The sequence below is a fragment of the Stutzerimonas zhaodongensis genome (assembly GCF_003696365.1).
GTDB classification, from domain to species: Bacteria; Pseudomonadota; Gammaproteobacteria; order Pseudomonadales; family Pseudomonadaceae; genus Stutzerimonas; species Stutzerimonas zhaodongensis.
Map to the genome: position 1 here is coordinate 1,381,268 of NZ_RFFM01000001.1, position 25,067 is coordinate 1,406,334.

General features: G+C 59.4%; 29 protein-coding genes. 4 read left to right on the plus strand and 25 right to left on the minus strand.

All coding sequences use genetic code 11. The annotated features are described in order from the left end of the window. The first annotated feature begins 185 nt into the window (after window positions 1-185). Window positions 186-707, plus strand: a complete 522-nt coding sequence (gene sodC / locus EA797_RS06330; protein WP_122164275.1) for a superoxide dismutase family protein — start codon at window positions 186-188, stop codon at window positions 705-707. A 188-nt stretch (window positions 708-895) separates the two neighbouring features. Here the strand turns inward: sodC and flhB are convergent, their stop codons facing one another. The 18 genes from flhB to fliE form a co-directional block, all read right to left on the minus strand. Next, a complete protein-coding gene (flhB, locus tag EA797_RS06335; RefSeq protein WP_122164276.1) occupies window positions 896-2,032 on the minus strand; it encodes a flagellar biosynthesis protein FlhB in 1,137 nt (378 codons plus the stop codon). 36 nt (window positions 2,033-2,068) lie between these two features. After that, the gene (fliR, locus tag EA797_RS06340; protein WP_122164277.1) at window positions 2,069-2,848 is read right to left on the minus strand and encodes a flagellar biosynthetic protein FliR; all 780 of its coding nucleotides are present in this window, start codon (window positions 2,846-2,848) and stop codon (window positions 2,069-2,071) included. A 36-nt stretch (window positions 2,849-2,884) separates the two neighbouring features. After that, the gene (gene fliQ, locus EA797_RS06345) at window positions 2,885-3,154 is read right to left on the minus strand and encodes a flagellar biosynthesis protein FliQ (protein WP_122164278.1); all 270 of its coding nucleotides are present in this window, start codon (window positions 3,152-3,154) and stop codon (window positions 2,885-2,887) included. Between the two features lie 19 nt (window positions 3,155-3,173). Further along, window positions 3,174-3,950 (minus strand): flagellar type III secretion system pore protein FliP, encoded by a 777-nt coding sequence (gene fliP / locus EA797_RS06350; protein WP_122164279.1) that lies wholly within the window; start codon window positions 3,948-3,950, stop codon window positions 3,174-3,176. Further along, a complete protein-coding gene (gene fliO, locus EA797_RS06355; protein ID WP_122164280.1) occupies window positions 3,950-4,369 on the minus strand; it encodes a flagellar biosynthetic protein FliO in 420 nt (139 codons plus the stop codon). Before fliO ends, fliP begins: the two co-directional genes overlap by 1 nt. 1 nt (window position 4,370) lies before the next feature. Then, a complete protein-coding gene (gene fliN / locus EA797_RS06360; protein ID WP_122164281.1) occupies window positions 4,371-4,841 on the minus strand; it encodes a flagellar motor switch protein FliN in 471 nt (156 codons plus the stop codon). A 40-nt stretch (window positions 4,842-4,881) separates the two neighbouring features. After that, the gene (gene fliM, locus EA797_RS06365) at window positions 4,882-5,853 is read right to left on the minus strand and encodes a flagellar motor switch protein FliM (RefSeq protein WP_122164282.1); all 972 of its coding nucleotides are present in this window, start codon (window positions 5,851-5,853) and stop codon (window positions 4,882-4,884) included. Window positions 5,854-5,865: 12 nt separating this feature from the next. Continuing rightward, entirely contained in the window at window positions 5,866-6,396 is a 531-nt protein-coding gene (fliL, locus tag EA797_RS06370) for a flagellar basal body-associated protein FliL (protein ID WP_122164283.1), read from the minus strand. Window positions 6,397-6,588: 192 nt separating this feature from the next. Continuing rightward, window positions 6,589-7,830, minus strand: a complete 1,242-nt coding sequence (locus EA797_RS06375) for a flagellar hook-length control protein FliK (RefSeq protein ID WP_122164284.1) — start codon at window positions 7,828-7,830, stop codon at window positions 6,589-6,591. 132 nt (window positions 7,831-7,962) lie between these two features. Further along, entirely contained in the window at window positions 7,963-8,355 is a 393-nt protein-coding gene (locus EA797_RS06380) for an Hpt domain-containing protein (protein WP_122164285.1), read from the minus strand. Continuing rightward, complete coding sequence (locus EA797_RS06385; protein ID WP_122164286.1) at window positions 8,348-10,051, minus strand: ATP-binding SpoIIE family protein phosphatase; 1,704 nt, start codon at window positions 10,049-10,051, stop codon at window positions 8,348-8,350. The genes EA797_RS06380 and EA797_RS06385 overlap by 8 nt, the downstream gene beginning before the upstream one ends. After that, the gene (locus EA797_RS06390; RefSeq protein WP_122164287.1) at window positions 10,051-10,356 is read right to left on the minus strand and encodes an STAS domain-containing protein; all 306 of its coding nucleotides are present in this window, start codon (window positions 10,354-10,356) and stop codon (window positions 10,051-10,053) included. The genes EA797_RS06385 and EA797_RS06390 overlap by 1 nt, the downstream gene beginning before the upstream one ends. Window positions 10,357-10,525: 169 nt before the next feature. Continuing rightward, window positions 10,526-10,978 carry a flagellar export protein FliJ gene (fliJ, locus tag EA797_RS06395; protein WP_122164288.1) on the minus strand — a complete coding sequence of 151 codons (453 nt, stop codon included), beginning with the start codon at window positions 10,976-10,978 and terminating at the stop codon, window positions 10,526-10,528. A 3-nt stretch (window positions 10,979-10,981) separates the two neighbouring features. Further along, a complete protein-coding gene (fliI, locus tag EA797_RS06400; RefSeq protein ID WP_122164289.1) occupies window positions 10,982-12,340 on the minus strand; it encodes a flagellar protein export ATPase FliI in 1,359 nt (452 codons plus the stop codon). Then, window positions 12,330-13,118 (minus strand): flagellar assembly protein FliH, encoded by a 789-nt coding sequence (gene fliH, locus EA797_RS06405; protein ID WP_122164290.1) that lies wholly within the window; start codon window positions 13,116-13,118, stop codon window positions 12,330-12,332. Before fliH ends, fliI begins: the two co-directional genes overlap by 11 nt. Before the next feature lie 17 nt (window positions 13,119-13,135). Next, on the minus strand, window positions 13,136-14,155 hold the full coding sequence (fliG, locus tag EA797_RS06410; RefSeq protein WP_122164291.1) for a flagellar motor switch protein FliG: 1,020 nt from the start codon (window positions 14,153-14,155) through the stop codon (window positions 13,136-13,138). After that, complete coding sequence (gene fliF / locus EA797_RS06415; RefSeq protein ID WP_122164292.1) at window positions 14,148-15,935, minus strand: flagellar basal-body MS-ring/collar protein FliF; 1,788 nt, start codon at window positions 15,933-15,935, stop codon at window positions 14,148-14,150. Before fliF ends, fliG begins: the two co-directional genes overlap by 8 nt. 15 nt (window positions 15,936-15,950) lie before the next feature. Further along, window positions 15,951-16,280 (minus strand): flagellar hook-basal body complex protein FliE, encoded by a 330-nt coding sequence (fliE, locus tag EA797_RS06420; protein ID WP_073301514.1) that lies wholly within the window; start codon window positions 16,278-16,280, stop codon window positions 15,951-15,953. 296 nt (window positions 16,281-16,576) lie between these two features. Between fliE and EA797_RS06425 the strand changes: the two genes are divergently transcribed. Beyond that, the gene (locus EA797_RS06425; protein ID WP_122164293.1) at window positions 16,577-17,776 is read left to right on the plus strand and encodes a benzoate/H(+) symporter BenE family transporter; all 1,200 of its coding nucleotides are present in this window, start codon (window positions 16,577-16,579) and stop codon (window positions 17,774-17,776) included. 11 nt (window positions 17,777-17,787) lie between these two features. Here EA797_RS06425 and EA797_RS06430 read toward each other — a convergent pair whose 3' ends face one another. Next, entirely contained in the window at window positions 17,788-18,549 is a 762-nt protein-coding gene (locus tag EA797_RS06430; protein WP_122164294.1) for an SDR family oxidoreductase, read from the minus strand. A gap of 216 nt (window positions 18,550-18,765) precedes the next feature. Here EA797_RS06430 and EA797_RS06435 point away from each other — a divergent pair, with 216 nt between their 5' ends. Continuing rightward, window positions 18,766-19,770, plus strand: coding sequence for an NADP-dependent oxidoreductase (locus tag EA797_RS06435; RefSeq protein ID WP_122164295.1), 1,005 nt, complete (start codon window positions 18,766-18,768; stop codon window positions 19,768-19,770). 55 nt (window positions 19,771-19,825) lie between these two features. Here EA797_RS06435 and pyrF read toward each other — a convergent pair whose 3' ends face one another. Next, window positions 19,826-20,521: an orotidine-5'-phosphate decarboxylase gene (gene pyrF, locus EA797_RS06440; protein ID WP_122164296.1), complete on the minus strand. Its 696-nt coding sequence runs from the start codon at window positions 20,519-20,521 to the stop codon at window positions 19,826-19,828. 157 nt (window positions 20,522-20,678) lie between these two features. Between pyrF and EA797_RS06445 the strand changes: the two genes are divergently transcribed. After that, window positions 20,679-20,846, plus strand: coding sequence for a DUF2897 family protein (locus EA797_RS06445; RefSeq protein WP_122164297.1), 168 nt, complete (start codon window positions 20,679-20,681; stop codon window positions 20,844-20,846). Window positions 20,847-20,925: 79 nt separating this feature from the next. Here the strand turns inward: EA797_RS06445 and EA797_RS06450 are convergent, their stop codons facing one another. The 5 genes from EA797_RS06450 to EA797_RS06470 all read right to left on the minus strand — a co-directional run bounded on the left by EA797_RS06450 (window position 20,926) and on the right by EA797_RS06470 (window position 25,027). Continuing rightward, window positions 20,926-21,468: a hypothetical protein gene (locus EA797_RS06450; RefSeq protein ID WP_122164298.1), complete on the minus strand. Its 543-nt coding sequence runs from the start codon at window positions 21,466-21,468 to the stop codon at window positions 20,926-20,928. 24 nt (window positions 21,469-21,492) lie between these two features. Then, window positions 21,493-22,923, minus strand: coding sequence for an aminotransferase-like domain-containing protein (locus EA797_RS06455; protein WP_122164299.1), 1,431 nt, complete (start codon window positions 22,921-22,923; stop codon window positions 21,493-21,495). 121 nt (window positions 22,924-23,044) lie between these two features. Continuing rightward, complete coding sequence (locus tag EA797_RS06460; RefSeq protein WP_122164300.1) at window positions 23,045-23,818, minus strand: OmpA family protein; 774 nt, start codon at window positions 23,816-23,818, stop codon at window positions 23,045-23,047. Window positions 23,819-23,841: 23 nt separating this feature from the next. Continuing rightward, on the minus strand, window positions 23,842-24,192 hold the full coding sequence (locus EA797_RS06465; protein WP_244214065.1) for a DUF4398 domain-containing protein: 351 nt from the start codon (window positions 24,190-24,192) through the stop codon (window positions 23,842-23,844). Between the two features lie 10 nt (window positions 24,193-24,202). Further along, window positions 24,203-25,027, minus strand: coding sequence for a substrate-binding periplasmic protein (locus EA797_RS06470; protein WP_122164301.1), 825 nt, complete (start codon window positions 25,025-25,027; stop codon window positions 24,203-24,205). Window positions 25,028-25,067: the final 40 nt, after the last annotated feature.

Consider the following 25,067-nt stretch of genomic DNA (forward strand, 5'->3'; position numbering starts at 1 on the left):
TTATAGCAAGAAGGGGTCCAACTTTGCGAAGCAAGCGAGGCCAGCGAGGTAGACCGGTGTGGATGCGCGCGAATCCGAACCGACGGCACCCTCGGCAGTCTCACGGAGTGCGTCGTCGTCACGGCAAAATCGCGAGGCGACTCATCTGGCGGTGCGACCGCCATGGACAGTCACAGGAGTTACCCATGAAACAGTGGATCATCGCGGCAATCGCCGGCTGCACGGTACTTGGCGTACAGGCGGAAACGCTGAACGTGAAGGTCAATTCAGTGAACGCCCAGGGCGTTGGCAATTCCGTTGGCACGGTCAAGATCGAAACGAACGAATACGGGCTGGTTTTCCGCCCAGAGCTGTCTGGCCTGGAGCCTGGCACTCATGGATTTCATATTCATGCCAAGGGCAGCTGTGAACCCGAAGAGAAGGACGGTCAGCCAGTCCCTGCGGGCGCGGCAGGCGGACATTGGGATCCGAAGAACACTGGCAAGCACGGCGAACCCTGGGGCGACGGCCATCTGGGCGACCTTCCCGCGCTCATGGTCGGCAGCGACGGCAAAGCCACACAGCCGGTTCTGGCGCCACGCTTGAAGAGCCTGGGCGATATCAAGGGCCTGGCATTGATGGTTCACAAGGGCGGCGACAACCATTCCGATCACCCTGAACCGCTCGGTGGCGGGGGCGCTCGGGTTGCTTGTGGTCTGATCGAATAGATTTCCAGCATTCCTGCAAGCCAGGGCGGGCGAGCTCGCAGCGCGGCAAATCGCAATGCCGCGAGGTGAGTTCTACCGCCCTATCGTCTCATGGAAGCGGATCTCATCCGCCCTGCCCTGTCGCTCTCTTCTGAGACCGCTCACATCGCGCCATCGGCCGTAGGTTTGCCCGCCTTGGCGAAGCCCGCTTATTCATCCCGGCGAAGGTCTGGCGGGATCGGCAGATTGTTCAGCGGGTCAGGCCGCTTACCTTTACCGCTTCGATACTGGCGAAGTTGATACACGTAGGCCAGCACCTGAGCCACCGCCAGATAGAGCCCCGCAGGAATTTCCCGATCAAGCTCGGTTGAGTAGTACACCGCCCGTGCCAGCGCCGGGGATTCAAGGACGGTAACGCGATGCTCGTTAGCGATTTCGCGGATCTTCAAGGCAACGAAGTCTCCACCCTTGGCCACCAGCATAGGCGCGCCGCCCTTGCTGCCGTCGTACTTGAGCGCCACGGCGAAGTGGGTCGGGTTGGTGATGACCACGTCGGCCTCTGGCACGGCCTGCATCATCCGACGCTGAGCCGCGTCACGCTGCAGTTGTCGAATACGCGATTTGACCTCGGGTTTGCCCTCGCTGTCCTTGTATTCGTCGCGTACCTCCTGCTTGGTCATCATCATCTTCTGCTTGTTGTCCCATAGCTGGAAAGGGACATCTACAACAGCGATTAGAATCAGCCCACAGGCCATCCAGAGCGCGCACCAGCCCACCACTTCGGCGCTGTGCATGATGGCAAGATCAAGGGGCTGTTTGGCAATCGACAGCAGATCGTCCTGATAGGCGCTGAGAACCGCCAACGCCACCGCCAGCACCACCAGGAACTTGCCCAAAGCCTTCAGCAGTTCCACTAGCGCCTTGGTGGAGAACATCCGTTTGAGGCCGGGGCCGGGATTCATGCGACTGGCCTTGGGGGCCATGGACTTTGCCGAAAACAGCCAGCCGCCCAGAGATATCGGGCCGATGATGGACACGATCAACAGCACGATGAGCAGTGGCATGATGGCTTCCAGCGCGATCATGCCGCTGCTCATCAGTAGACGTACCATGGCCGACTCGTCCAGCACGGTTTCACGGCTGAGCTCGAAGCCGCCCTGCATGATAGCCATCAGGCTTCCAGCCAGGCTGCCGCCAGAGGCCAGCAAACCGCCGATGCCACCGAGCGTTACCGCCACCGTATTCAGCTCCTTGGAGCGGGCCAGCTGGCCCTTCTCACGCGATTCCCGAATACGTTTCTCGGTGGGTTCCTCGCTTTTATCGGCGCCACTTTCGCTTTCAGCCATGGAGAGCCTCCGGCAACAGTAAGGAAAGGTTATGCATCAGCGCAGACCTATCAGTTCGCGGAGCATTGCCAGCGCTTCGCTGACGAAAGTCTGGTACTGCGCAAGGATGTCGGCCATCCCTATCCAGACAATGATCAATCCAAGCACCAGCGTGAGCGGAAAGCCAATCGAGAAGATGTTCAACTGCGGCGCAGCACGTGTCATCAAACCGAAGGCAAGGTTGACCACCAGCAACGCGGTGATCGCAGGCAGTACCAGCAGCAGACCTGCACCCAGCACCCAACCGAGTTTGCCGGCGACCTCCCAGAAATGATTGGTGCCGACCAGCCAGCCGCCAATCGGCAGCGTAATGAAGCTCTCGGTGAGAATCTCCAGAACCACGAGATGCCCGTTGATGGCGAAAAACAGCAGGATCACCAGCATGTTGAAGAACTGGCCGATCACCGGGACCGAGACGCCATTGGCCGGGTCTACCATTGATGCGAAGCCCAAGCCCATCTGCATGGCAAGCAGCTGCCCGGATACGATGAAGACCTGAAAGAACAGCTGCAGCACGAAGCCCAGCATCACGCCAATCAGGATCTGTTCGGCGATCAGCACCAGCGCCTGTGCGCTCAGCGCCTCCACGACCGGTACCGGCGGCAACCCAGGGACCAGCACCACTGAGATGGCGACCGCCAGATAAAGGCGAATGCGCATCGGCACCAGCTGGGTTCCGATGATGGGCATGCTCATCAGCAGCGCGGCGATGCGGAACAAGGGCAGCAGAAACTGCGCGACCCAGGCCCCGATCTGCGCATCGCTGAGCTCAAGCACTGGCGCACGCCTCGCGCGAAGAATGGGCCATCGTCGTTAACCGATGATCATCGGAATGTTCTGGATCAGGCCTTCGGTGTACTCCATCAGCTCGCGGACCAGCCAGGGGCCGGCCCAGATCAGCGTCACCAGCATCACCAAAAGACGCGGCAGGAAACTCAGAGTCTGTTCGTTGATCTGCGTAGCCGCCTGAAACATCGCTACCACCAACCCCACCAGCAAGCTCGGCACCACCAGGATTCCGACGATCATGGCCGTCATCCACAGGGCCTCACGGAACAGATCAACCGCGACTTCGGGTGTCATGCGTGTCTCCCTTCAGCCGCTAGAGCGTGCCAAAACTGCTGGCGAGCGTACCGATGATCAAACCCCAGCCATCGACCAGCACGAACAACATGATTTTGAACGGCAGTGAAATGATCAATGGCGAAAGCATCATCATGCCCATGGCCATCAGAACGCTGGCCACCACCATGTCGATGATCAGGAACGGAATGAAGATCATGAAGCCGATCTGAAAAGCAGTCTTCAGCTCAGATGTAACGAAGGCAGGAACCAGAATGGTCAGCGGCGCTGCATCCGGCGTCATGATATCGGTGCGGCGAGACAGCCGGACGAACAGTTCCAGGTCGCTCTCGCGGGTCTGGGCGAGCATGAAATTCTTCAGCGGGACCTCAGCGCGCGCGATTGCATCTGGCGCTGACAGTTGCTCGTTCAGATAAGGCTGGACGGCCTCATTGTTGATACGTTCGAACACGGGCGCCATGATGAACAGCGTCAGGAAAATGGTCAGGCCGACAAGAATCTGGTTCGACGGGGTCTGCTGCAGACCCAGCGCCTGCCGAAGGATGGAAAACACGATGATGATTCGCGTGAAGCTGGTCATCAGCATGACGAACGCCGGAATGAAGCTCAGCGCCGTCATGATCAACAGGATCTGCAGGCTGACCGAGTATTCCTGCTGACCTTCGGCGTCGGTACTCAAGGTGATCGCAGGGATCGACAGAGGATTGTCGCCCTGCATGAGCAGGCCGCCTGCGTCCTGCCCCACGGCGAACGGGGCGGCCAACACCAGAAGGACCGCCAACAACAATCGAAGCATCAGGGCTTGTCCTTCTGATCCCTGCCAAGCAACTCCATCAGGCGCTGGGCAAATTCCGGATTGGCGGGTTCGGCGTCCGGCAGATGAACCGGCTCCTTGAGCACATGCAACGGGGCGATGCGGCCAGCACTCAGCCCTAGCAGGACTTGTTCACTGCCGACCTGCACCAGGACCAGCCGCTCGCGCGGACCCAATGCATGACTGGAAATCAGCTTGATTGCCTGGTTGCTGCGGGGGTTGATCTGCTGCATCCGTCGCAACAACCAAGCCAGCAGAAAAATCAGGCCGATCACCAGCAACAGGCCAAATAGCAGCTTGGTCATCTGCGTGCCCATTCCGGTGCTGTTCATGCTTGCCGCCGGTTCGGCCGCCATTGCCGGCAAAGCCAGCAATGGCGATAGGAAAGCCAGGATTCGCATCTCAGCGCAACTTCTTGATGCGTTCGCTCGGACTGATCACGTCCGTCAAACGAATGCCGAACTTCTCGTTCACCACCACCACTTCGCCGTGCGCGATCAAGGTCCCGTTGACCAGAACATCGAGCGGTTCGCCAGCCAGACGGTCAAGCTCGACCACCGAGCCCTGATTGAGCTGCAGGAGGTTGCGGATGCTGATCTCGGTACTGCCGACCTCCATCGAGATCGAAACCGGGATATCCAGAATCACGTCCAGATTCGGGCCTTCGAGACCGGCCTGCAGGGGAGCGCCCCGCGGGCTGCTGCCAAACTCTTCCAGCGGCGCACGTGGCGGCGATGGTGCCGAGGCCGGCCCCTGATTCAACAAGGCGTCGATGTCGTCCTGACTGGTGTCGCCCGCCTCGGCCAGTGCCGAAGCCCATTCATCGGCCAGCGCCTGCTCTTCTGGGGATGTGTTTTCGTAATCGTCTGCCATCGCTAATCCTCGACCGGCTGGTAATTGAATATTGGCTGAATCAACGAGGTCGCATGACCGACTCGAGCACCTGCAGGGCCAGGTTGCCCTTGTGCGCGCCCAACTTGACCTTGAAGGTCGGCATGCCGTTGGCGCGCATGATCATGTCTTCGGGCATCTCCACCGGGATCACATCACCCGGCTGCATGTTAAGGATGTCGCGCAACTTGAGCTGACGCCGCACGACGGTCGAGCTGAGCGGAACTTTCACGTCCAGCACGTCCTCACGCAACGCGTTGACCCAGCGCTCGTCCTGATCGCTGACGTCTGACTGGAAGCCGGCGTCGAGCATCTCGCGGATGGGCTCAATCATCGAGTACGGCATCGTCACATGGAAATCGCCGCCACCGCTTTCCAGCTCGATGTGGAAAGTGGACACCACCACCACTTCGCTAGGGCTGACGATATTGGCCAGTGCAGGGTTCACTTCCGAATGCACGTACTCGAAGTTGACGTCTAGCACCGCATGCCAGGCTTCCTTCAGATCGATGAATGCCTGATCCAGCACCATGCGCACAACGCGCAGCTCGGTGGGTGTGAACTCTCGACCTTCGATCTTGGCGTGGCGACCGTCGCCACCAAAGAAGTTGTCTACCAGCTTGAACACCAGTTTGGCATCGAGGATGAACAGCGATGTGCCGCGGAGCGGCTTGATTTTGACCAGGTTGAGGCTCGTGGGTACATACAGCGAATGCACGTACTCACCGAACTTCATCACCTGCACGCCTCCCACCGAAACATCAGCGGAGCGGCGCAGGAGGTTGAACATGCTGATGCGGGTGTAACGGGCAAAACGCTCGTTGACCATCTCCAGCGTGGGCATCCGCCCGCGGACGATCCGGTCCTGGCTGGTCAGGTCGTAACTCTTGATGCTGCCCGGTTCGGAATCGCTTTCGGTATCGACCAGACCGTCGTCGACTCCATGCAGGAGCGCGTCGATCTCGTCTTGCGAGAGCAGGTCTTGAACAGCCATCTACAACGACCCCTATTGCAATACGAAGTTGGTGAACAGTACTTGCTCTATCGCAAGCTTGCCGAGTTCCTTTTGCGCCAGCTCCTGGACACTAGCCGTTGCCTGCTGGCGGAGCATCTCCTGACCGACCGGCGTTGCCAGGCTGGCGAACTCCTGGCTGGAAAACAGCATAACCAGTTGATTGCGCAACAACGGCATGTGTTCCTTCAGCCCGTCGAGTGCTGCCTGATCACGTGACATGAGCGCCACGCTGACCTGCATGTAGCGCTGACGGCCGCCGGCATTGGCAAAATTCACGATGAAGGCCGGTGCCAGGACTTCATAGATGGCAGCCTGCCGCTGAGGTGCAGCCGGCGTTGCAGCTGCCTCGTCAGCCGCGGGTTTCTCGCCCCCGCGTGACATGAAGTAGAAGGTCCCGCCAACCGACAATCCGATGGCCAGTAACAGGCCGATGACGATAAAGATGATCAGCTTGAGCTTGCCCTTCCCACCGCCCTCGGCGCCGGGACTCGCTACGTCTGGAGGTCCCTGTTTCTTTGCCATGCCAAATATCCGTCATCCCAAGGGTTATCACTCACATCGAGCAACTGCTGTGCCAAAGTATCGACCAGGGCAAGATCGACGTAAACGATTGCTGCAGGCAGCAGCCGTTTAGCAGACGAATAGTCCCAGCCCGACGGCGCTGCCGCAAAAAAAACCGGGCACGAAGCCCGGTTCTGGCCAGCCAGTCGGAAATCAGGCGTAGTAATCCACCAGACCGCGATCGCCACCCATGCGTCCGGTGTTTATCTCCACCGCCCCTTGAACGACTTCCTCATCCCCTGCGACCGTGCCGCCGGCGACGCCCCGACTACGCGGTTCGCTGCCCTCTCCATTCCAGCCTCGTGACTGATCGGAAACGTTCACGTCCATGCTCATGCCCTGCTGCGCAAAGCTGTCGCGCAGACGCTGCATCTGGCCTTCGAGCGCATCGCGCACGTTCGCATGTGGGCTCATGAAGGTTACCTGAGTCTGATCCTTGTTCATCTCGATACGCACTTCCATGCGGCCGAGTTCGGCGGGATCGAGCTGAATCTCGGCAGACTTGAGGTTCTGGCTGGATAGCCACATCACCCGATCGACCACAGCCTCGGTCCAGCCGGATTGCTGCATTTGCACAGGCTGCCCGGGAACCATGGGCGGCTTGTGAATCTGCTGCGCCTGATTTTGCTGGGCGATGGCCTGAGTCAGCGGATTGAGCCGGTTGATCGCAGCATCGGCGGCACTGGTGCGGCTCTCCTTGGGTACATCAAGTTTATCGAGCAGCTCACCGAAGCCTTCTTCAAGTTTGCTTTCGTCCGAATCCTCGCCCGGCTCCTCACCCAGAAGGCTGGCCGGGAGCGTCTCCTGGGTTTCCAGAGATGCTTCTTCAGGCACGAGCTGATTTGCAAGTGGAGTCTTCTGCGCTACCAATTGCATGTCGAGTTTTTGCTGCCCAGACAGCTGCGGCTCGCTCTCGCCTTCGAGATCTCCCTCAGCTGTCAACTGTGGCTGTGGCTGTGCCAGGGCTGTCAGAAACGCGTCACCAGTAGGCGGAGCGGTATCGGCCGGAACGTCATTGCCGGCTTCGCTCAACCCGCCCATGCCGAACAACAACAATGGATCAAGCTCGACCTCGGGGCTTTCGAGCTCGGCATCTGCCGCCTCCGCTTCGACGGGCAAATCCTTGCCGGGCTCGCCTGCAACTGGCTTGCCGCTGCCGCTTGCCTTGTCGGTTTCCTGACTCGGTTTTTCGCCAACTGGCTTGTCCCGGCTTGTCTTGGACTGGGCACCTTGAGCTTCAGCAGGCTTGCCCTGGCGCTCCTTTGCATAGACGTTAGCAAAGCTGGAGGCCCCATCATTACTGGACTGAGAGGTGGATTTGGGACCGGCGTTCGCTGCCTTGGCGGCAGCCGTCGGGGCCTTGATATTGAGCAACAGATCGGGGGAAACGGCCATGGATCTTTCCGCTGAGAATGGGAACGTGCTTATCCCCAAGCAAAGTCCAGGCCATCAGAGCGAAAGTTATAAGCCGCTGCACTTCATGTGGCAGCCAGGCTAGAGATGCATGGGCGGGCTGCCCGGCAGCGATCAGCCCGATGCGCTCCAGCGCTGGCGTTCAGCGCGATAGAGAATGCGTACGATGGCGAACTCACGCTCTATGCGCTCGATCAGTCCGGCAGCTTCATCCAGGCGTTCACGGCGAGCGGTTTCTTCCATCTGGCGACAAAGATCCGCCAGCAGCGTTGCGCCCATATTGCTGCAACTTCCCTTGAAGCTGTGGGCCGCTTGGCGCAACTTTTCCGCCTCGCCGTTCTGACAGGCATTCTGCAGCAGGCGCAACCGCTCTTCAGAATCAAGGAGAAATGTATCCAGAAGCACCGGGTACTCTGACTCCATCACCTCTTGAAGCGTCGCCAGCACATTGCTGTCGAGATGATCGGCCACGGAAACGCTCCCGGCTGAAAACGGCGGATTATGCATGACTGCCCCAGTGGAACTCCACGTTCAGCACTTTCCCGTCCGGCGTCCAGTAGAAGCGCTCACTCAGTTGGCGAATCATGCGAAGGCCCCGGCCACCAAGGCACTCGGCGCAGTACTGCTTGTTCAATGCGCTCTGCACATCGAACCCCGGGCCGCTGTCGCGCACACCGATGCGCAGGTAGCCAGTAGGCCCGTCCGACTTGACGCTCAGCTCGATGGAAACGAAGCCGTCACTGAGCCCACTCAACCGGCGCTGGCGCTCCTCGTAGTACCGGGCGAACCCCTCAGCGTCGCTCTTCTGGGCCGAATCGAGCAGCAGCACACCGTGCTCGAGCGCGTTGGCATAGAGCTCACTGAGCACCGTATAGATGATCCCTGCCCGCCCTCGAAGCGGTGCGATCTTCAACAGTAGCTGCATGGTCATCGGCAAAGGATTGGCCATGCGCAGACTAGCGGGACGTAGCTCGATCCGGGTCGTCCAGTCCCGTGCGTTGAGGTCCCGGGCGTTGGTTGGATACGTATTGAGCTGCGGGTAGGTAAGTACCTGTTCATCGGTGGTCAGACTGACTTCGACCAGACTGAGGTCGTCAAGGGTTTGACCGTGAAACGCATGGAGCGCTTCCTCAATCTCGTCAAACAATGCCGAGGGGTCGCTATTTGCATCCATGACGGCGAGCAATCGTTGCTCGCCAAAGAGCTCGTTGTCGGCATTGAAGCTTTCCAGCACCCCGTCCGACATCAGCAGCAAACGGTCGCCCTGCGTTATAGGCAATGTCTCGAAGCTGTCATCGAATGAAGAGACATCGCGCACGCCCAACGGCAGGAATCTGGAGCGCAGCGGCAGCCGCCCGCCATCGGCCTTGAGCAGGTAGCCGTCCGGCAAGCCGCCGTTCCACGCACGCAAGATGCCTTGTTCGAGGTTGATATCCAGCAAAGTGGCGCAGCAGAACATCTCCACCGGCAGGATCAGCTTTAACTTGGCGTTGATCTCGCGAAGGATTTCATTGCTGGAATAGCCCTTTGCAGTCATCCCGTAAAAGGTTTCGGCCAACGGCATGGCACCAATTGCGGCCGGTAATCCATGACCGGTGAAGTCGCCCAACAGCACGAACATCCGACCTGCAGGCGCGTGTGCAGCCAATAACAGATCACCGTTGAACAGCGCGCGCGGCGATTGGCGGTAGCGGATGTTAGGGGCATTCAGGCAACCCGCATGGGCAACCTTGTCGAAGATCGCCTTGGCAGCTCGCTGCTCGTCAATCAATTGCTGGTTGCGCCTGGCGATCAGATCGCGTTGCTCGAGCACCGTCGCCTGCAGGCGACGCAGGCGGTGCATGGCCTGGATCTTCGCTTCAAGAATGATCGGGTTGTAGGGCTTGGCAATGAAGTCATCGCCCCCCGCTTCGAGACAACGTACCAGCGCCTGGTTTTCCGTCAGGGAGGTCAGGAAGATGATGGGTACCAGCTCGTTGCCGGCCAGCCGTTTGATCTCTCTCGCCGCATCGAAGCCGTCCATCACCGGCATCAATGCATCCATCAATACCAGCTGGGGCCGCTCGCTCTCGAATAGACGTACAGCCTCGGCACCATTTGCTGCCGTCGATACCCGATGACCCTGACGGCTGACGATGGCGGCCAGCAGCATGCGGTCGGCCGCACCATCCTCGGCGATGAGTATGGACAGCCGGCCGGGCATCACGCTATCGAGAACAGTTGTTCAAAATTGGAAACCGATAGCACCTTGCGAACGTCGGGGTTGCAGTTGATCAAGCGAATATCGGCTTTATCGCTGCCCGCGTGATCACGCAGGAGCAACAACATGCCAAGCGCTGAACTGTCGAGATAGGTTGCACCACTGAGGTCGACCACATAACGGCGCGGGGCGTCACCAGCGCGCTGATAAGCGTCGCGGAAAGCTTGATGGGTATTGAAATCAAAGCGCCCCTGGATGGTAATCGTCAGCTCCTGTCCATCTGCCGATAGCTGTGAACTGATGGTCATTTAAAACTCCTGATCCAAAGCGGTTACGGTGGCTGCCCTGCTGCTGACCAGCGGTGGCGCATCGCCGAATGACGCAGCGTAAAAAACGCGCCTGCTTTCAGATGAGCAGGCGTCTTGCAGCGCACGAGCTGCATGAAGATTTAGCATTCAAAACCCGGCGCAGCAAGCATCATTCCTGTTTCGGCCTGCCTGCCAGGCGCTGCGAGAATTCGTCGAGCAATTTCTGCTCGCGCTTGTCTGCCGCCGTTCTTGCTTCCTGCAAGTACCGATCAACCAGCTTTCTTAGCCCATCGAGCCGCGCGCGACGCTGTTGCCATTGCTCTCTGAGCTTATCGAGATTGTTGCTGTGCCAATCCACACTGCGCTGTTGTTGCCCAATGGCCGATTCCAGTTGAGAGAGGAAGCGTTGGTAATTGAGCAGCCACTGTCCGGACACGCCCAGGCTGCCCTGGGTCATCCATTGCTGCTGATAGTCACCGAAGTATTGCTGCAACTCGCCGAGCTTGGCTTCGGCCTGAGCCAGCTGCGTCTGCCCTTGACCAAACAATCTAGCGGCTTCGCGCTCGGCTCGCTCGGCCATGTCGATCACCGGCGCCAGGCGCGCCGCGCGGCTCGCCGCCACGGGTTAGCTCGCGGCCTTGGGGTTGAATACGTTCATCAGCGAAGCTTCGCTCTGCGACAGATCCTCAGCCTCGTTCAACCCCTGCCGTAGATAGCGGACCATTTCAGCCTGCCGGGCGATGGCGAGGTCAGTCTCGGGGTCACCGCCGGGTACATAAGCACCGACGCTGATCAGGTCGCGGCTCTGCTGAAACCGCGACCAGAGCTGCTTGAAGCGTTGCGCGTTGCGCATATGTTCGGCACTGACCACCTGCGGCATGACCCGGCTGATCGAGGCCTCGATGTCGATGGCCGGGTAATGCCCTTCCTCAGCCAAGCGGCGGGACAACACAAAGTGCCCGTCAAGCACACCACGCGCGGCATCAGCGATCGGATCCTGCTGATCATCACCTTCGGACAGAACGGTGTAGAACGCAGTGATCGATCCGCCGCCCTCCTCCGCATTGCCAGCACGCTCCACCAGGCTTGGAAGCTTGGCGAACACTGATGGTGGATAGCCCTTGGTGGCCGGCGGCTCGCCGATGGCCAGGGCGATTTCGCGCTGGGCCTGGGCGAAGCGCGTCAGCGAGTCCATCAGTAGCAGGACGTTCTTACCCTTGTCGCGGAAGTATTCGGCGATACGGGTGCAGTACATGGCCGCACGCAAGCGCATCAGCGGGGCATCGTCTGCCGGCGATGCGACGACGACCGAACGCTTGATACTTTCTTCGGTGAGGATGTTCTCTATGAACTCCTTCACCTCCCTGCCACGCTCACCGATCAGCCCGACCACAATGATGTCGGCCTCGGTGAAGCGCGTCATCATCCCGAGCAGGACCGATTTACCCACACCGGTGCCGGCGAACAGGCCTAGACGCTGACCGCGGCCAACCGTCAGCAAACCGTTGATGCTGCGAATGCCCACGTCCAGCGGAACGCTGATGGGATGGCGCTTCAGCGGGTTGATAACGGGGCCGTCCATGGGCACCCAGTCTTCGGCTTTCATGCCGCCCTTGCCGTCCAGCGCCCGGCCAGCCCCATCCAGTACGCGCCCCAGCATGGAGGTCCCCATTGGCAGGCGACCGGTGTTGGCCAGTGGCACGACCCTGGCACCCGGCGCGATGCCTGCAAGGCTGCCGACCGGCATGAGATACAACTTACCGCCCGAGAAGCCCATCACTTCCGCTTCGACCTGGGTCGGGTGATAGTTGTCCTCGTTGATCACCAGGCACCGACTACCGACCGCAGCACGCAACCCTTCGGCCTCGAGCGTCAGGCCGACCATACGCAACAGCCGACCCTCGAGGATCGGCTGGCTGGGCAGCTTGATTGCATCGCCATAGGTGCCGAAGCGCTTGGCGAAACTGGTGCGTTCAAGGCGCATCGGGGGTCTCCAGGTCCGAATCCAACTCGAGATGCAGGTCGGCCTCCGGCGGGCTGGTAGCATTCTCACGCTGCTGCTCGAACAACTGGTTTATGGCTTGGCTAAGACGTGTTTCGACACTGGCGTCGATACGGCTCTGCTCGGTCTCGACCCGGCAGCCGCCTGGCAGCAGATCGCTGTCTTCGAGAATCTTCCAGTTTTCCTCATGACGTTCGCGCAGCGCTTTGACCAGCTCGAAGTCCTGGGGATTGATATGGATGCGCACGTTGCTGGCGCCCATGGGCAACAGCTTCAGTGCCTCGCGCAGCACCTCTCTGATCTGGCTGGAATCGATCAGCAGGTCGCGCTGGATGACCTCGCGCGCCAATTGGCTGACAAGCGTGACCATGGCATGTTCGAGGTTACGATCCTGATCAGCGATAGGTTCGAGTAGCTGCGCCATCAGGTGCTCCAGATTGGACAGCTTCGGCGCGAGTGCAGCGTCGGCTTCCTGGCGTGCCTTTATTTGCCCAGCATGAAAGCCATCCTTCTCGCCGGTACTGAAACCTTCGTTATAAGCCTCCTGACGGATCGCCTCGAGCTCATCGAGCGTCAGCGGTTTGACTTCCTCGAACGGCACGTCCTCGCTACGTGAGAGCTCGTCCTCGGCGCTCGGTTGTTCCACCGTTTCCAGTTCGTCCGGCTCCACACCATGGAGATCGAAGCTCGGCAAAGCCCAGCGATCGAAGACGTTGACGTCCTTCGCGCGGATGACATCGCTGGGATTTTCCTTGGACATTGGTTCTCAGTGCCTTGCTAGACCATTTCTTCCCCGCCCTTGCCACCGAGCACGATTTCTCCGGCTTCGGCCATACGGCGGGCGATGGTGAGGATTTCCTTCTGGGCGCCTTCGACTTCGCTGATGCGCACCGGCCCTTTCGCTTCCAGATCGTCGCGCAGCAATTCTCCTGCGCGCTTGGACATGTTCTTGAAAATCTTTTCCTTGATCGCTTCGTCCGCGCCTTTGAGCGCCATGACCAGCACATCGGAGGATACTTCGCGCATCAGCACCTGGATGCCCCGGTCGTCGACATCGGCAAGGTTGTCGAAAACGAACATCAGGTCCTCGATCTGCGACGACAGATCTTCGTCCACGTCGCGGATCGCGTCCATCAACTGACCTTCGACCGAACTGTCGAGGTAGTTCATGATATCCGCCGCCCGCTTTACGCCGCCCAGCGTTGCCCGCGTGGTATTGGCGTTACCCGAGAACTGTTTTTCCAGGATCAGGTTGAGCTCTTTCAGCGCCGCCGGCTGGACGGTGTTGAGCGAGGATACCCGAAGCACGATGTCGAGCCGCACCTTGTGATCGAAGTGCGAGAGCACCTCGCCAGCCTGATCGGGGTCCAGATAGGCCACCACGATCGCCTGGATCTGCGGGTGCTCGTAGCGGATCACGTCGGCCACGGCCCGCGGCTCCATCCACTTCAAACTGTCCAGGCCACTGGTGTTGCCACCGAGCAGGATGCGATCGATCAGGCCTCCGGCCTTGTCCTCGCCCAACGCCTGAGTGAGCATCTTGCGGATATAACCATCCGAACCGACGCCGAGGCTGGTCTGGTCGCCGACGATCTCGACGAACTCGCCCATCACCTGCTCGATCTGATTCTTCTGCACATTGCGCAATTGCGCCATCGCCGTGCCGACCTTCTGTACTTCTTTCGGGCCGAGGTGACGCAGCACCTGCGCGGCGTCGGCTTCACCCAGCGAGAGCAGCAGGATCGCGGCTTTGTCGACCTTGTTCAGCTTGTTGGCGGGAACTCGTGCATCACTCATCGGCGTTGATCCACTCTTTGACGACCTGAGCCACCCGGCCCGGATCTTCAGCTACCAGATTCTTGATGGCATTCAATTGCGCATCGTACCCCTCGGTCGGGCTCGGCAGCATGATGCTCTGCGGCCCGCTCAGGCTTACACGGTCACTGCTAAGCGCACCGTCAATACCTTCCATGTCGCCCAGGTCAGCGTCGTCGTTGACCGCTTCCAGCTCTTTGCTCTTGCCAGCGTTGGTCAGGTTGTTCAGCACCGGCCGCAGCACGCCGAACACCAGTACCAGGATGAACAGTACACCGAGTACCTGTTTGACGATGTCCCAGAACCAAGGCTCTGAGTAGAAGGGTACGTCGGCGAAGGCCTCGTTAAACGTATCAGGCGCGAACGGCGCGTTGATCACACTGACGCTGTCGCCACGGCTAGCGTCGAAACCGACGGCGTCCTGCACCAGGCGTGTAAAGCGCGCCAATTCTTCGGCGGTACGCGGCACCCGTGTAGCTTGCCCATCAGCAGAGACAGTCATCTGATCGTCGAGTACCACCGCGACCGACAAACGGCGCAGACGCCCTTGCTGCTGTTTGGTGTAGCTGATCGAGCGGTCCAATTCATAGTTACGCGTTGCCTGCTCACGCTTGTCGGCGGGATATGGCGCCAGCATTGGCTGGCCAGTCGCCGGATCCATCACCTGCTGGCCGTTGGCATCGAGCAGGGGCTGCCCGGGAGCGATGGCACCAGCTGCTCCAGCCGCACCTGCAATGGCGTTCTCGGGTGCAGCAGCGGGCCCCGGAGGCTGGTTGCTCAGCGCGCCAGGCACGCCCTGCGGTCCGAGGCTGCTCTGCCGTTGCTCACTGACACTTTGTTCACTGCGCAGAGCCGGTTGATCAGGGTTGAAGGTTTCGGACGTGGATTCGACCGCACTGAAATCCACATCGGCAGACACTTCAGCCTTGTAACGGCCGCTGCCAACCACCGGCTGCAGGATGTTGTGCACACGCTGCGTATAGAGGCTCTCCATACGACGGCTGTAGTCGAACTGCTTGCCTGCCATGCTCAGCTCGGTCAACTCCTGCTGATCGGACAACAGGTTGCCCTTCTGATCGACGACAGTAATCTGCGACTTGGTAAGCTCGGGAACGCTGGTGGCAACCAGGTTGATGATCGCCATCACCTGGCTCGGCTCAAGATTGCGGCCGGGATAAAGCTCGACAAGAACCGAGGCACTTGGTTTGCGCTCGTCACGGACGAATACCGAGCTCTTCGGAATAGCCAGGTGCACCCGAGCAGCCTTGACGTTGTTCAGGCTGGATACGGTACGCCCCAATTCACCTTCGAGACCGCGACGATAGCGGGTGGCTTCCATGAACTGGCTGGTGCCGAGCCCCTGCTCCTTGTCGAGAATTTCGAAACCGATGTTGCTGTCGGTCGGGCCAATGCCGGCGCTGGCGAGCTTCAAGCGTGCGCGCGCAAGGTCATCAGCCTTGACCAACAGGGCGCCGGAGGTGGGCTCGACGGTGTAAGAGATGTCGGCCGCGGCCAGGGTTTCCATCACCTGCCCGGCATCCATCCCGGCAAGGCTGCCGAGCAACGGACGATAATCCGGCTGCTGGGACCAGAGCACGACGGCAAAGCCGATGGCAACGCTCGCAGCCAGCCCGACGAGCAGGCCGATCTGCCGAAGCATCGACATATCGGAGAGGTTTTCCAGGAAAGACAGACCAAGCAGCGGTTTCTTCGGCGTGTCCGCATCGACCGGTACTGGAACCTTGCTAATCGCTTCAGCCATTATTCAAACCCTGCCTTAAACCGGCATCTGCATGATGTCTTGATAAGCCTGGACCAGCTTGTTACGCACCTGAGTCATGGCCTGAAAGGAAACGCTGGCTTTCTGCGATGCGATCATGACTTCAGTCAGATCGATTCCGCCCTGTCCCATTTCAAACGCTGTGGCCAACTGATTGGAGGCCTGCTGGGTTTCGTTCACTTTGTTGACGGCTTGGCCGAGCATGTCGGAAAAGCTGGGCGCACCCACTTCAGGCGCCGCAGTCACGGGCTTGGAACGAGCCATTGCATCGGTCTGCATGGCCCGCATTTCCAGCATCAAGCGATTGAATTCGATACCCTGACTCATCATTCCTCCAACAGCTGCGGTTTTTTTGACGCCTCGCAGCAGGCATAGGAGTAATAGCAACATCGATGCCAGTGTTGACCTGGCGATCTCAATGAGCTGAATCGCTAGGGACGAACGGCACCAAGCAGCGCCACGACTGTTACGCAAATCGGCCTGATGGCTGTACCGCGACGTCGACGGTTTGCTGTCTTAGCCTGCCCTATCTTTAAGGATCTGCAGGGAGCGTGCCTGCGTTGCCCTATCTAAGGCTGATCGCACCCCAGCCTTTTCCCCCATCAACCGGAATCCGGCCCACGATGACCTCAGTTACCCCATCGGCCCAGCAGCATTTTTTCAGGGACAGCTCGGCTTCCACGGTTGTGGCTGGCTTCATTGCCATGCTTACCGGCTACACCAGCTCGCTGGTATTGATGTTCCAGGCAGGACAGGCGGCAGGACTCTCCGGAGGGCAAATTTCATCGTGGATATGGGCGTTGTCGATCGGCATGGCGATCTGCAGCATTGGCCTGTCCTTGCGCTTTAGAACGCCTGTGGTGATCGCCTGGTCAACGCCTGGCGCTGCACTATTGATCAGCAGCCTTCCAGGCGTCCCATATGGCGAAGCGATCGGCGCCTTTATCTTTGCTTCGGCATTGATCGCGGTATGTGGGCTAACCGGCAGTTTCGAGCGCCTGATGCGCAAGGTGCCCGCTTCGCTGGCGGCCGCTTTGCTGGCCGGAGTGCTATTCAATATTGGCAGCGAGATATTCCGCGCCGTCGAAGTACAGCCCCTGCTGGTATTGGGGATGTTCTTCAGTTACCTGCTCGCCAAGCGACTGGTGCCCCGTTACGCCGTGCTATCCGCACTCGTGGTGGGTTGCGCGCTCTCCGCTGTGTTGGGTCTGCTGGATTTTCGCCAATTGAGTCTCGAGATCGCGGTGCCCGTATGGACCACCCCGAGTCTGTCGTTTGCAGCGATGTTCAGCATCGGCATTCCACTGTTTGTAATCGCCATGGCTTCGCAGAACATGCCCGGGCTGGCGGTACTTCGCGCCGAAGGATACCAGGCACCTGCATCTCCCCTGATCTCGGTCACCGGAATCGCCTCGGTACTGCTGGCGCCGTTTGGCTCCCACGGCATTCATCTGGCAGCGATCACCATGGCCATCTGTAGCGGCCCGGAGGCCCATCCGGATCCGGCACGCCGCTACACAGCCGCGGTGTGGTGCGGGGTGTTCTATGGTATCGCGGGAATATTTGGCGCCACGCTGGCTGCGCTGTTCGCATCGTTTCCATCAGCGTTGGTGCTGTCCATCGCTGCGCTGGCCTTGCTCGGCTCGATTGGCAGCGGGCTGACCCAGGCGATGCAGATGCCGCGCGAGCGGGAAGCGGCCCTCATTACCTTCATGGTAACCGCCTCGGGCCTGACGCTTTTCGGCATCGGCTCGGCGCTATGGGGATTGGTTGCCGGCGTGCTGACGTTGTTGATCGTCAGCGCGCCCAAGCGCTCAAGCTAAGCCGCTTCCGATCAGATCGCCGTCGCTCCGCCATCCACGGCGAGCGCGTGCCCCGTGGTAAACGCGGCACCATCGCTGCAAAGGTAAAGTACTGCAGAGGCAATCTCCTCTGCTTTTCCGATCCGCCCTACGGGATGCATGGCCGCCGCGAATTCCGCCTTGCGCGGATCGGCCTCGTAGGCGCGCCGGAACATGTCCGTATCGATGACGGCAGGGCAAACGGCGTTCACCCGGATCTTCTTCTTGGCATATTCGATGGCAGCCGACTTGGTGAGGCCAATGACTGCATGTTTGGACGCCGAATAGATGCTCATCTTCGGCGCAGCGCCCAGACCCGCAACCGAGGCGGTATTGACGATGGCTCCGCCGCCCTGCGCCAGCATCACCGGGAGCTGGTACTTCATGCATAACCAAACGCCTTTGACGTTTACCCCCATGATGGCGTCGAACTCCGCTTCACTTCCCTCGGCCAGGCGGCCCTGTTCGATCTCGATACCGGCATTATTGAATGCGTAGTCGATCCGCCCGTAAGCTGACAGCGTCTGCTCGATCATCGCTTTGACCTGCGCGTCGTGGGTGACATCGCAGCGGATGAAGACGGCTTCGCCGCCGGCCTCACGAATTGCTTGCGCACAAGCCTCACCGCCCGCCTCGTCCAGATCTGCGACCGCCACTTTTAGACCCTGCTCTGCGAACGCTAGCGCAGTTACCCGCCCTATGCCGGCTGCAGCGCCAGTGACCAACGCGACCTGACCGGAAAAACACATGCTCATGCTAGATACCCTTATTGGTTTTATAGAAAGGCATTGAGTCCCAACGTGACCACAAGCCGAACGCTGGTCATGGTTATACCGCCTACACAGGCGCCGATTAAGCCCGAGCCGGCGATATCACTCAGGCGGATGCCATTGCATTCCAACATTCCTGCCTTGCTTGCAGTGACGCCTGGAGAAGGCTAAACCAAAGCTTTGCACACATAAGAGGCTTCCATGGACAATACCAACCGCCAATTTCTGCTGGCCAAACGCCCTGTCGGCGCGCCAAACCGCGAAACCTTCGAGCTCGTCGAAAAGCCCCTCCCTGAACTTGGCCAGAATCAGATCTTGGTCAAGAACGAATACCTGTCATTGGACCCGGCCATGCGTGGCTGGATGAACGATGCCAAGTCCTATATCCCACCTGTAGGTATCGGCGAGGTGATGCGCGCACTCGGTGTCGGCAAGGTCATCGCCTCCAATCATTCCGGATTTGCAGAAGGCGATTACGTCAACGGCGCACTGGGTGTGCAGGACTACTTTGTCGGGGAGCCAAAGGGTTTCTACAAAGTAGACCCGAATCAGGCGCCGCTGCCGCGTTACCTTTCCGCACTGGGCATGACCGGGATGACGGCCTACTTTGGGCTGCTGTCGGTGGGCGAGCCCAAGTCGGGTGAAACTGTGGTGATCTCCGGCGCAGCGGGCGCAGTCGGGAGCGTCGCGGGCCAGATCGCAAAGATCAAAGGATGTCGCGTTGTCGGCATCGCCGGTGGTGCCGACAAGTGCCGCTTTCTCACCGAAGAGCTCGGCTTCGATGCCGCCATCGACTACAAGAACGAGGACCTGCATGCCGCACTTAAACGTGAGTGCCCCAAAGGCGTCGATGTCTATTTCGATAACGTTGGCGGCGACATCCTCGACGCAGTTTTAACGCGCATCGCCGTAGGTGCTCGCATCGTCATCTGTGGCGCCATCAGTCAGTACAACAACAAGGAAGCAGTCAAAGGGCCCGCCAACTACCTGTCCCTGCTGGTCAATCGTGGCCGCATGCAAGGAATGGTGGTGATGGACTATGTCTCGCGCTATCCCGAGGCCATGAAGGACATGGCGGGCTGGATGCAGAGCGGCGAACTCAAGAGCAAAGAAGATATTGTCGAGGGTCTGGAAACGTTCCCCGATACGCTGATGAAGCTCTTCACCGGCGGCAACTTTGGCAAGCTGGTATTGAAAGTCAGCTGATCGAGGTTGGTTGCATGCGGTCGCTGGGGCACTTGGCGACCGCATGCCATGAGCGTCAGGCCAGCTCGGCGACCACCGCCGCCAATGCCTGGGCCGGGTCGTGCGCCTGCGCGATGGGGCGACCTATCACAAGATAATCCGAACCCGCTTCCATCGCCTCGGCCGGGGTGAGGATCCGACGCTGGTCGTCGGCCTTGCTGCCAGTGGGGCGAATGCCTGGGGTAACCAGCTGCAGCTGCGCATAAGTTGCCTTCAACGCTTGGGCCTCATGCGCCGAACAGACCAGTCCATCCAGCCCTGCTTTGGCTGCCAATCCCGCCAGCCGCAGTACTTGCTGTTGCGGCTCCATATCCAGCCCGATATCGGCAAGGTCCGCCTGCTCCATGCTGGTCAGCACCGTGACGCCGATCAGCAGAGGCTTCTGGCCGTTAACCTTGTCCAGTACCTCTCGGCACGCGGCCATCATGCGCAGCCCGCCCGAGCAATGGACATTCACCATCCATACACCGAGCTCGGCTGCCGCCTTAACCGCCATGGCCGTGGTATTGGGTATGTCGTGGAATTTCAGGTCCAGAAACACCTCGAACCCTTTAGCCTGCAGCGCCTCTACAACTTGCGGCCCGCAACGAGTGAAGAGTTCTTTACCGACCTTGACGCGGCAGAACGCCGGATCGAGCTGCCCCGCCAGCGCCAACGCAGCATCACGGGAGGGAAAATCGAGCGCAACGATGATCGGAGTCTGGCAGGTCATAGGGCGTCCTCGGCAAAATTCGGCGCGCATTGTCGCAGAAATCCGATGTGGATGCGGGTTCAGACCAGGCCCATCTCACGCCGACTCAAACGCGCAATAGCGCTGCCACCTGGCGTGGCGTAAGGTTGAACTAAGTTCTTTTGATCAGGAGAAAAAGATGCCTTGGTATATCTGGCTGTTGCTGGCCCTAGTGATCGGCACCGTTGTGGGCGGCCTGCTGATGTTACGTGCGGGCGCACGCAAAATTCCTCTGACGGATGAGCAGAAACAGCGCATCGCACAGCGCAATGCAGAGGCGGATGCCGAAGATTCGCGTAATCGATAGCCATCATGCAGCCAGCCAACATCGCACACGGATAGACTGCGCCAGCAGCCGAAGCCCTTGGTAACTTCGCCCGCGCAGATCAGCGCTTGAGTTCGAAGTTGAGCTGCGCGCCATCGATATCATCATCTCCATCCAACCCTGGCAGAAGACTGCCACTCATCTGAACGGAGCGAGAGCGCTCAGATCCGAACAGGGGGGGCAACAGGCTCATCGAAGCCGTGTTCTGCTCCGGCTCGCCGTCCTTTGCCCAATCTTCTGGAAGGCTGAGATCGAGCTCTGCTTCGGGTAGCTTCACCTGCTCGACGGCAACCTTCTTTTTGGCTTTCGGTGCGGGGGTTTTCGGGGGCGGAGCCGAAACCACTCGCTCGGACGGCAGCTCTTCGGGATCACCTGCGGTAACCGGCTCTACGTCTACCTGAATTTCTGGAGGCTCGCTGGTGTCGACTTCCAGCTCGTCAAACGATGGCTCCGGGACAAGCGAAACCTCTGGCTTGGGGATCTCAGCAGGCGCCTCCACTTTGGGCGTAGGGGGCGTCTCAGGACGAGGGGGCAGCTTTTCACTGTCACATGCGCTGAGCGCCAGCAGCGACAGCAGCGACAGCGGAAGAACCAACCATTTCATAAGCCCACATCTCCTCAAGTCTGATCAGTTCGGCTGCCGACAAAGCTCTCCCGCTAACTCGCCAAGCGTTTTCAACGCCCGCTCCGCCTCTGTCGACCAAGGCAATCCGCAGTTGAGCCGCACGCAGTGATTGAACTGTTCGGTGTTGCTGAATATCAGCCCTGGCGCAATGCTGATTCCGCGCTCTAAAGCTTGGACGTGTAACTCCTTCGTATTGACCCGAGCCGGGAGGCTTACCCAGAGGATGAAACCGCCGGTCGGGCGTGTCATCTGGGTTCCCTCGGGGAAATAACGCTGCACTGCCAACTGCACAGCGCTGATATTTTTCCTGTACTCGTGGCGGATATATCGCAGATGTCGGTCATAACCCCCATTTTCCAGATACGAAGACACTGCCATTTGCGTCACGCTGCACGCCGAATGCGTACTGAACGTCTGCAATCGCTGGACCTCTTCCCGATATCGGCCCGGGATTATCCAACCGATGCGCACGCCTGGTGAAATCGTCTTCGAGAAGCTGGAGCAATAAATCACGCGCCCCTCGGTATCATTGGATTTGAGCGCTCGGACCGAACCGACATCGAATAACAATTCGCCATAGATATCGTCTTCGACAACCTGGATGTCGAAATTCGCCGTCAATTTCAACAACTGTTTCTGCCGTGCGTCGGGGATGCTCCCTCCAAGCGGGTTACTCAGGCGGGCTGTCAGCACCAAAGCCTTGATCGGCCATTGGCTTGCTGCAAGTTGCAGGGCTTCGAGGCTAAGACCTGTGTCCGGATCGCAGGGGATCTCTATGACCTTCAGCCCTAGTAGATCCGCCAGCTGTAGCAGTCCGTAGTAACTGGGTGACTCGGCCGCGATCAGGTCGCCCGGTTTGGTCAACACGCGCAAAGACATTTGCAATGCATCGACGCAACCGTGCGTGATTACCACTTCCTCCGGCCCGACAACCACCCCGGCGTCACGCATACGGATCGCAACCTGCCGGCGCAGCGGCTCATAGCCGGGGCTGAACATGTAGCTGAAGGCGCGCTGGCTCTGGAACCGGGTAACCTTGGCCAACTGTTGATGCAGCGCGCGTGCGGGCAGGTAGTCCACATGCGGCACCGCAGCTCCCAACGGGATCAGCCCATCGCGACGTGATTCGCTCAGCACTTGATTGATGATGCTGCTGCGCGTGACCAGGGTTGGCCTTTCAACCTGGGCGATGTCCGGGGTGGGAGCAGTCAGCGCGGGGGTGTGGTGAACATAGAATCCCGATTGGGGACGAGCACGTATCATCCCCTGGTCTTCAAGGTTGGCATAAGCCTGCAGCACGGTGGCATGGCTTACATTCAGCTGCATGCTCATCTTGCGCACCGAAGGTACACGCTCACCCGGACGGTAAACGCCTTGCCGAATGTCTTCGGCTAGCTGGTGTGCAATACGCTGGTAAAGCAACAGATTGGTCATCTGGTCCGTCTCCCGCCAACTGAACCATAACAGTAGTACAACACTGTTATGAACGACCGATACAGTTAACGGTTAACTCGCCGACACAGTCAGTTACGTTTGCGCATGACTTCGCTGCGCATCAACGAGTGCTTTCCAGCTTCCCGTCCTCTCCAGAGAAGACAATTTCGACCCGTCGATTCTGAGCGCGCCCGCGGGCCGAAGCATTCTCGGCTATACGAAACTGTTCGCCGTAACCTTCCACCTCGATACGCGCGGGGCTGACACCAAGGCTTTGTATGAAGTCCGCTACTGCCTGAGCGCGCTCCTCTGACAACCTGAGGTTTTTAGCGGCATCACCACGGTTATCGGTATAACCCTCAATCCGAATCCTGCGAGTGGGGTTGAGCTGCAGGAAATGCACGACTTTGAACAGTGTCCGGTTAGCCGATTGTCCAAGCTCGGCACTACCGGCTTTGAACAGCACATCGCTAAGCGTCATGACCAGACCCCGATCGGTCTCTGTTGCAGCCAGGCTGGCTATCTGATCTTCCAGTCGCTGCCCGTGGGTATCGAGCAGTTTGGCTTCCTGAATGGCCTGACGCAGACGCTCGTGCTCCATGGCCAGTTGAGTCGAGCGCCGTTGGTTCTGGATCTGCTCGCTATGCTGAAGCGCGATCTCACCATAACGCTGGCTTAGGTAAGCGTAATGGGCGACGTCTTCTGCGCTGCCCCAATAGCTGGCGAAGCGTCTGGCCCGTTCCAGCGATTCGCTCGCACGAACCAGATCCTTGGGCGCATCGCGGGCTACCTGCAGATCGGCGCTGACAGCTTCAAACGCCAACCCGGCCTGCTCCAACTGCTGCTGGGATTGCTGGCTCGAACAACCCTGCATCGCTGCGAGAGTAAGGAACATGGCCGAGCTTAAAAGGACCGACTTCACTGCATGGCCCCCAACTGCTCACGCAGGCGCGCGATGCGACGATTGAGCTCGGCCACTTCCAACTGGCTTTTTTCACTCAACACCCGGGCCTCGGCCAATCGGGCATCCAGTTCCGCCTGCTCGGCCTGCAAGCGCGCCTCGCGGTAATCCTTGTCCTTCATCGCCACCATCGCAGCGGCGAGCTTCTTCTCGGCCTGAGCCAGCTCCTCCGTCTGCTCCGATGCGCCTGCCGAACGCGCCTGAGTGAGGGCCTGCTCAGTGAGACGTATCTGCTCATCAGGGGCGGGATCACTGGCGCAACTGACAATTGCGGGGAACAACAGCACACAGGAAAGCGTTTTTTTCACTTGATAAATCCTAGCGTTGCGGCTTGCTGGCCGGGTTTGATTGCTGCTTCCAGCGCTCCAGGTTCTCCACCAGCAGCTGCTCCGGCACTCCGGCAGCGCGCAATTCTGTCATTTTTATGGCCAGCTGTCCCCGTAGCCACGGCCCGTTGCAGGCCGAGTCGTGTGCTACCGCAAAGTGCAAACCGCGGCTCGAGACTGGCGGTTCCAACCTCTGAATATCGCCGAGCATCCCAAGCTTGCCTGCCAGCGCGACGGTGCTATAGCGCTCATGCAATACGTAGTCGGCCTGCCCTGCCAGCAGTTTTTTTATCGCATCACCTAAATCAGGCGCTGAGCGTAGACGCAGATTTTCCTTTGCGTAACGTTCGAAAGCTCTGTCAAAACGAGTCGTTACTACAGAAGTACCCGACCGTCCCATCAGCTCGTTTCGGCTCGAATACAGAAAGCCTGGATCATTGCGCACCCACGCGGACATCTGCAGCGACACGATGGAAGGATGAATGAAATCGAGATACGCCAGCTCTTCTGGATCAAGCAATGCGTCGGCTAGAACGTCTACCCGCCCACTGCGCACTTGCTCCAAAGCCTTGCTGGCGTCACCGGTGTAGAGCAATTCCAGCTTGAGATCGAGCGAGTCGGTGATCTTTTTCAGCAGATCGGCATTCGCGCCGACCAGGCGCTTGGGGTTCTGCGGATCACGCCAGAGAAAAGGAGGATTGTCGGCGCCGCCCGTTGCGATCAGCCGGTCACACTTTGCAGCTGCTGCGCTTACCGTTAACGGGGTGGCCGCAAGCAAGGCAATCAAAGCGGACTTCAGCAGAACGGCACAACGCATGGATAACCTCATGGTTCGAGAATAGGACAGACGTCCGTAG

Coding starts and splice junctions, on each gene's coding strand:
- sodC (WP_122164275.1), top strand. CDS start 186: ATGAAACAGTGGATCATCGCGGCAATCGCCGGCTGCACGGTACTTGGC.
- flhB (WP_122164276.1), bottom strand. CDS start 2,032: ATGGCTGAAAGCGAAAGTGGCGCCGATAAAAGCGAGGAACCCACCGAG.
- fliQ (WP_122164278.1), bottom strand. CDS start 3,154: ATGACACCCGAAGTCGCGGTTGATCTGTTCCGTGAGGCCCTGTGGATG.
- fliP (WP_122164279.1), bottom strand. CDS start 3,950: ATGCTTCGATTGTTGTTGGCGGTCCTTCTGGTGTTGGCCGCCCCGTTC.
- fliO (WP_122164280.1), bottom strand. CDS start 4,369: ATGCGAATCCTGGCTTTCCTATCGCCATTGCTGGCTTTGCCGGCAATG.
- fliN (WP_122164281.1), bottom strand. CDS start 4,841: ATGGCAGACGATTACGAAAACACATCCCCAGAAGAGCAGGCGCTGGCC.
- fliM (WP_122164282.1), bottom strand. CDS start 5,853: ATGGCTGTTCAAGACCTGCTCTCGCAAGACGAGATCGACGCGCTCCTG.
- fliL (WP_122164283.1), bottom strand. CDS start 6,396: ATGGCAAAGAAACAGGGACCTCCAGACGTAGCGAGTCCCGGCGCCGAG.
- EA797_RS06375 (WP_122164284.1), bottom strand. CDS start 7,830: ATGGCCGTTTCCCCCGATCTGTTGCTCAATATCAAGGCCCCGACGGCT.
- EA797_RS06380 (WP_122164285.1), bottom strand. CDS start 8,355: ATGCATAATCCGCCGTTTTCAGCCGGGAGCGTTTCCGTGGCCGATCAT.
- EA797_RS06385 (WP_122164286.1), bottom strand. CDS start 10,051: ATGCCCGGCCGGCTGTCCATACTCATCGCCGAGGATGGTGCGGCCGAC.
- EA797_RS06390 (WP_122164287.1), bottom strand. CDS start 10,356: ATGACCATCAGTTCACAGCTATCGGCAGATGGACAGGAGCTGACGATT.
- fliI (WP_122164289.1), bottom strand. CDS start 12,340: ATGCGCCTTGAACGCACCAGTTTCGCCAAGCGCTTCGGCACCTATGGC.
- fliH (WP_122164290.1), bottom strand. CDS start 13,118: ATGTCCAAGGAAAATCCCAGCGATGTCATCCGCGCGAAGGACGTCAAC.
- fliG (WP_122164291.1), bottom strand. CDS start 14,155: ATGAGTGATGCACGAGTTCCCGCCAACAAGCTGAACAAGGTCGACAAA.
- fliF (WP_122164292.1), bottom strand. CDS start 15,935: ATGGCTGAAGCGATTAGCAAGGTTCCAGTACCGGTCGATGCGGACACG.
- fliE (WP_073301514.1), bottom strand. CDS start 16,280: ATGAGTCAGGGTATCGAATTCAATCGCTTGATGCTGGAAATGCGGGCC.
- EA797_RS06425 (WP_122164293.1), top strand. CDS start 16,577: ATGACCTCAGTTACCCCATCGGCCCAGCAGCATTTTTTCAGGGACAGC.
- EA797_RS06430 (WP_122164294.1), bottom strand. CDS start 18,549: ATGAGCATGTGTTTTTCCGGTCAGGTCGCGTTGGTCACTGGCGCTGCA.
- EA797_RS06435 (WP_122164295.1), top strand. CDS start 18,766: ATGGACAATACCAACCGCCAATTTCTGCTGGCCAAACGCCCTGTCGGC.
- pyrF (WP_122164296.1), bottom strand. CDS start 20,521: ATGACCTGCCAGACTCCGATCATCGTTGCGCTCGATTTTCCCTCCCGT.
- EA797_RS06445 (WP_122164297.1), top strand. CDS start 20,679: ATGCCTTGGTATATCTGGCTGTTGCTGGCCCTAGTGATCGGCACCGTT.
- EA797_RS06450 (WP_122164298.1), bottom strand. CDS start 21,468: ATGAAATGGTTGGTTCTTCCGCTGTCGCTGCTGTCGCTGCTGGCGCTC.
- EA797_RS06455 (WP_122164299.1), bottom strand. CDS start 22,923: ATGACCAATCTGTTGCTTTACCAGCGTATTGCACACCAGCTAGCCGAA.
- EA797_RS06460 (WP_122164300.1), bottom strand. CDS start 23,818: ATGTTCCTTACTCTCGCAGCGATGCAGGGTTGTTCGAGCCAGCAATCC.
- EA797_RS06470 (WP_122164301.1), bottom strand. CDS start 25,027: ATGCGTTGTGCCGTTCTGCTGAAGTCCGCTTTGATTGCCTTGCTTGCG.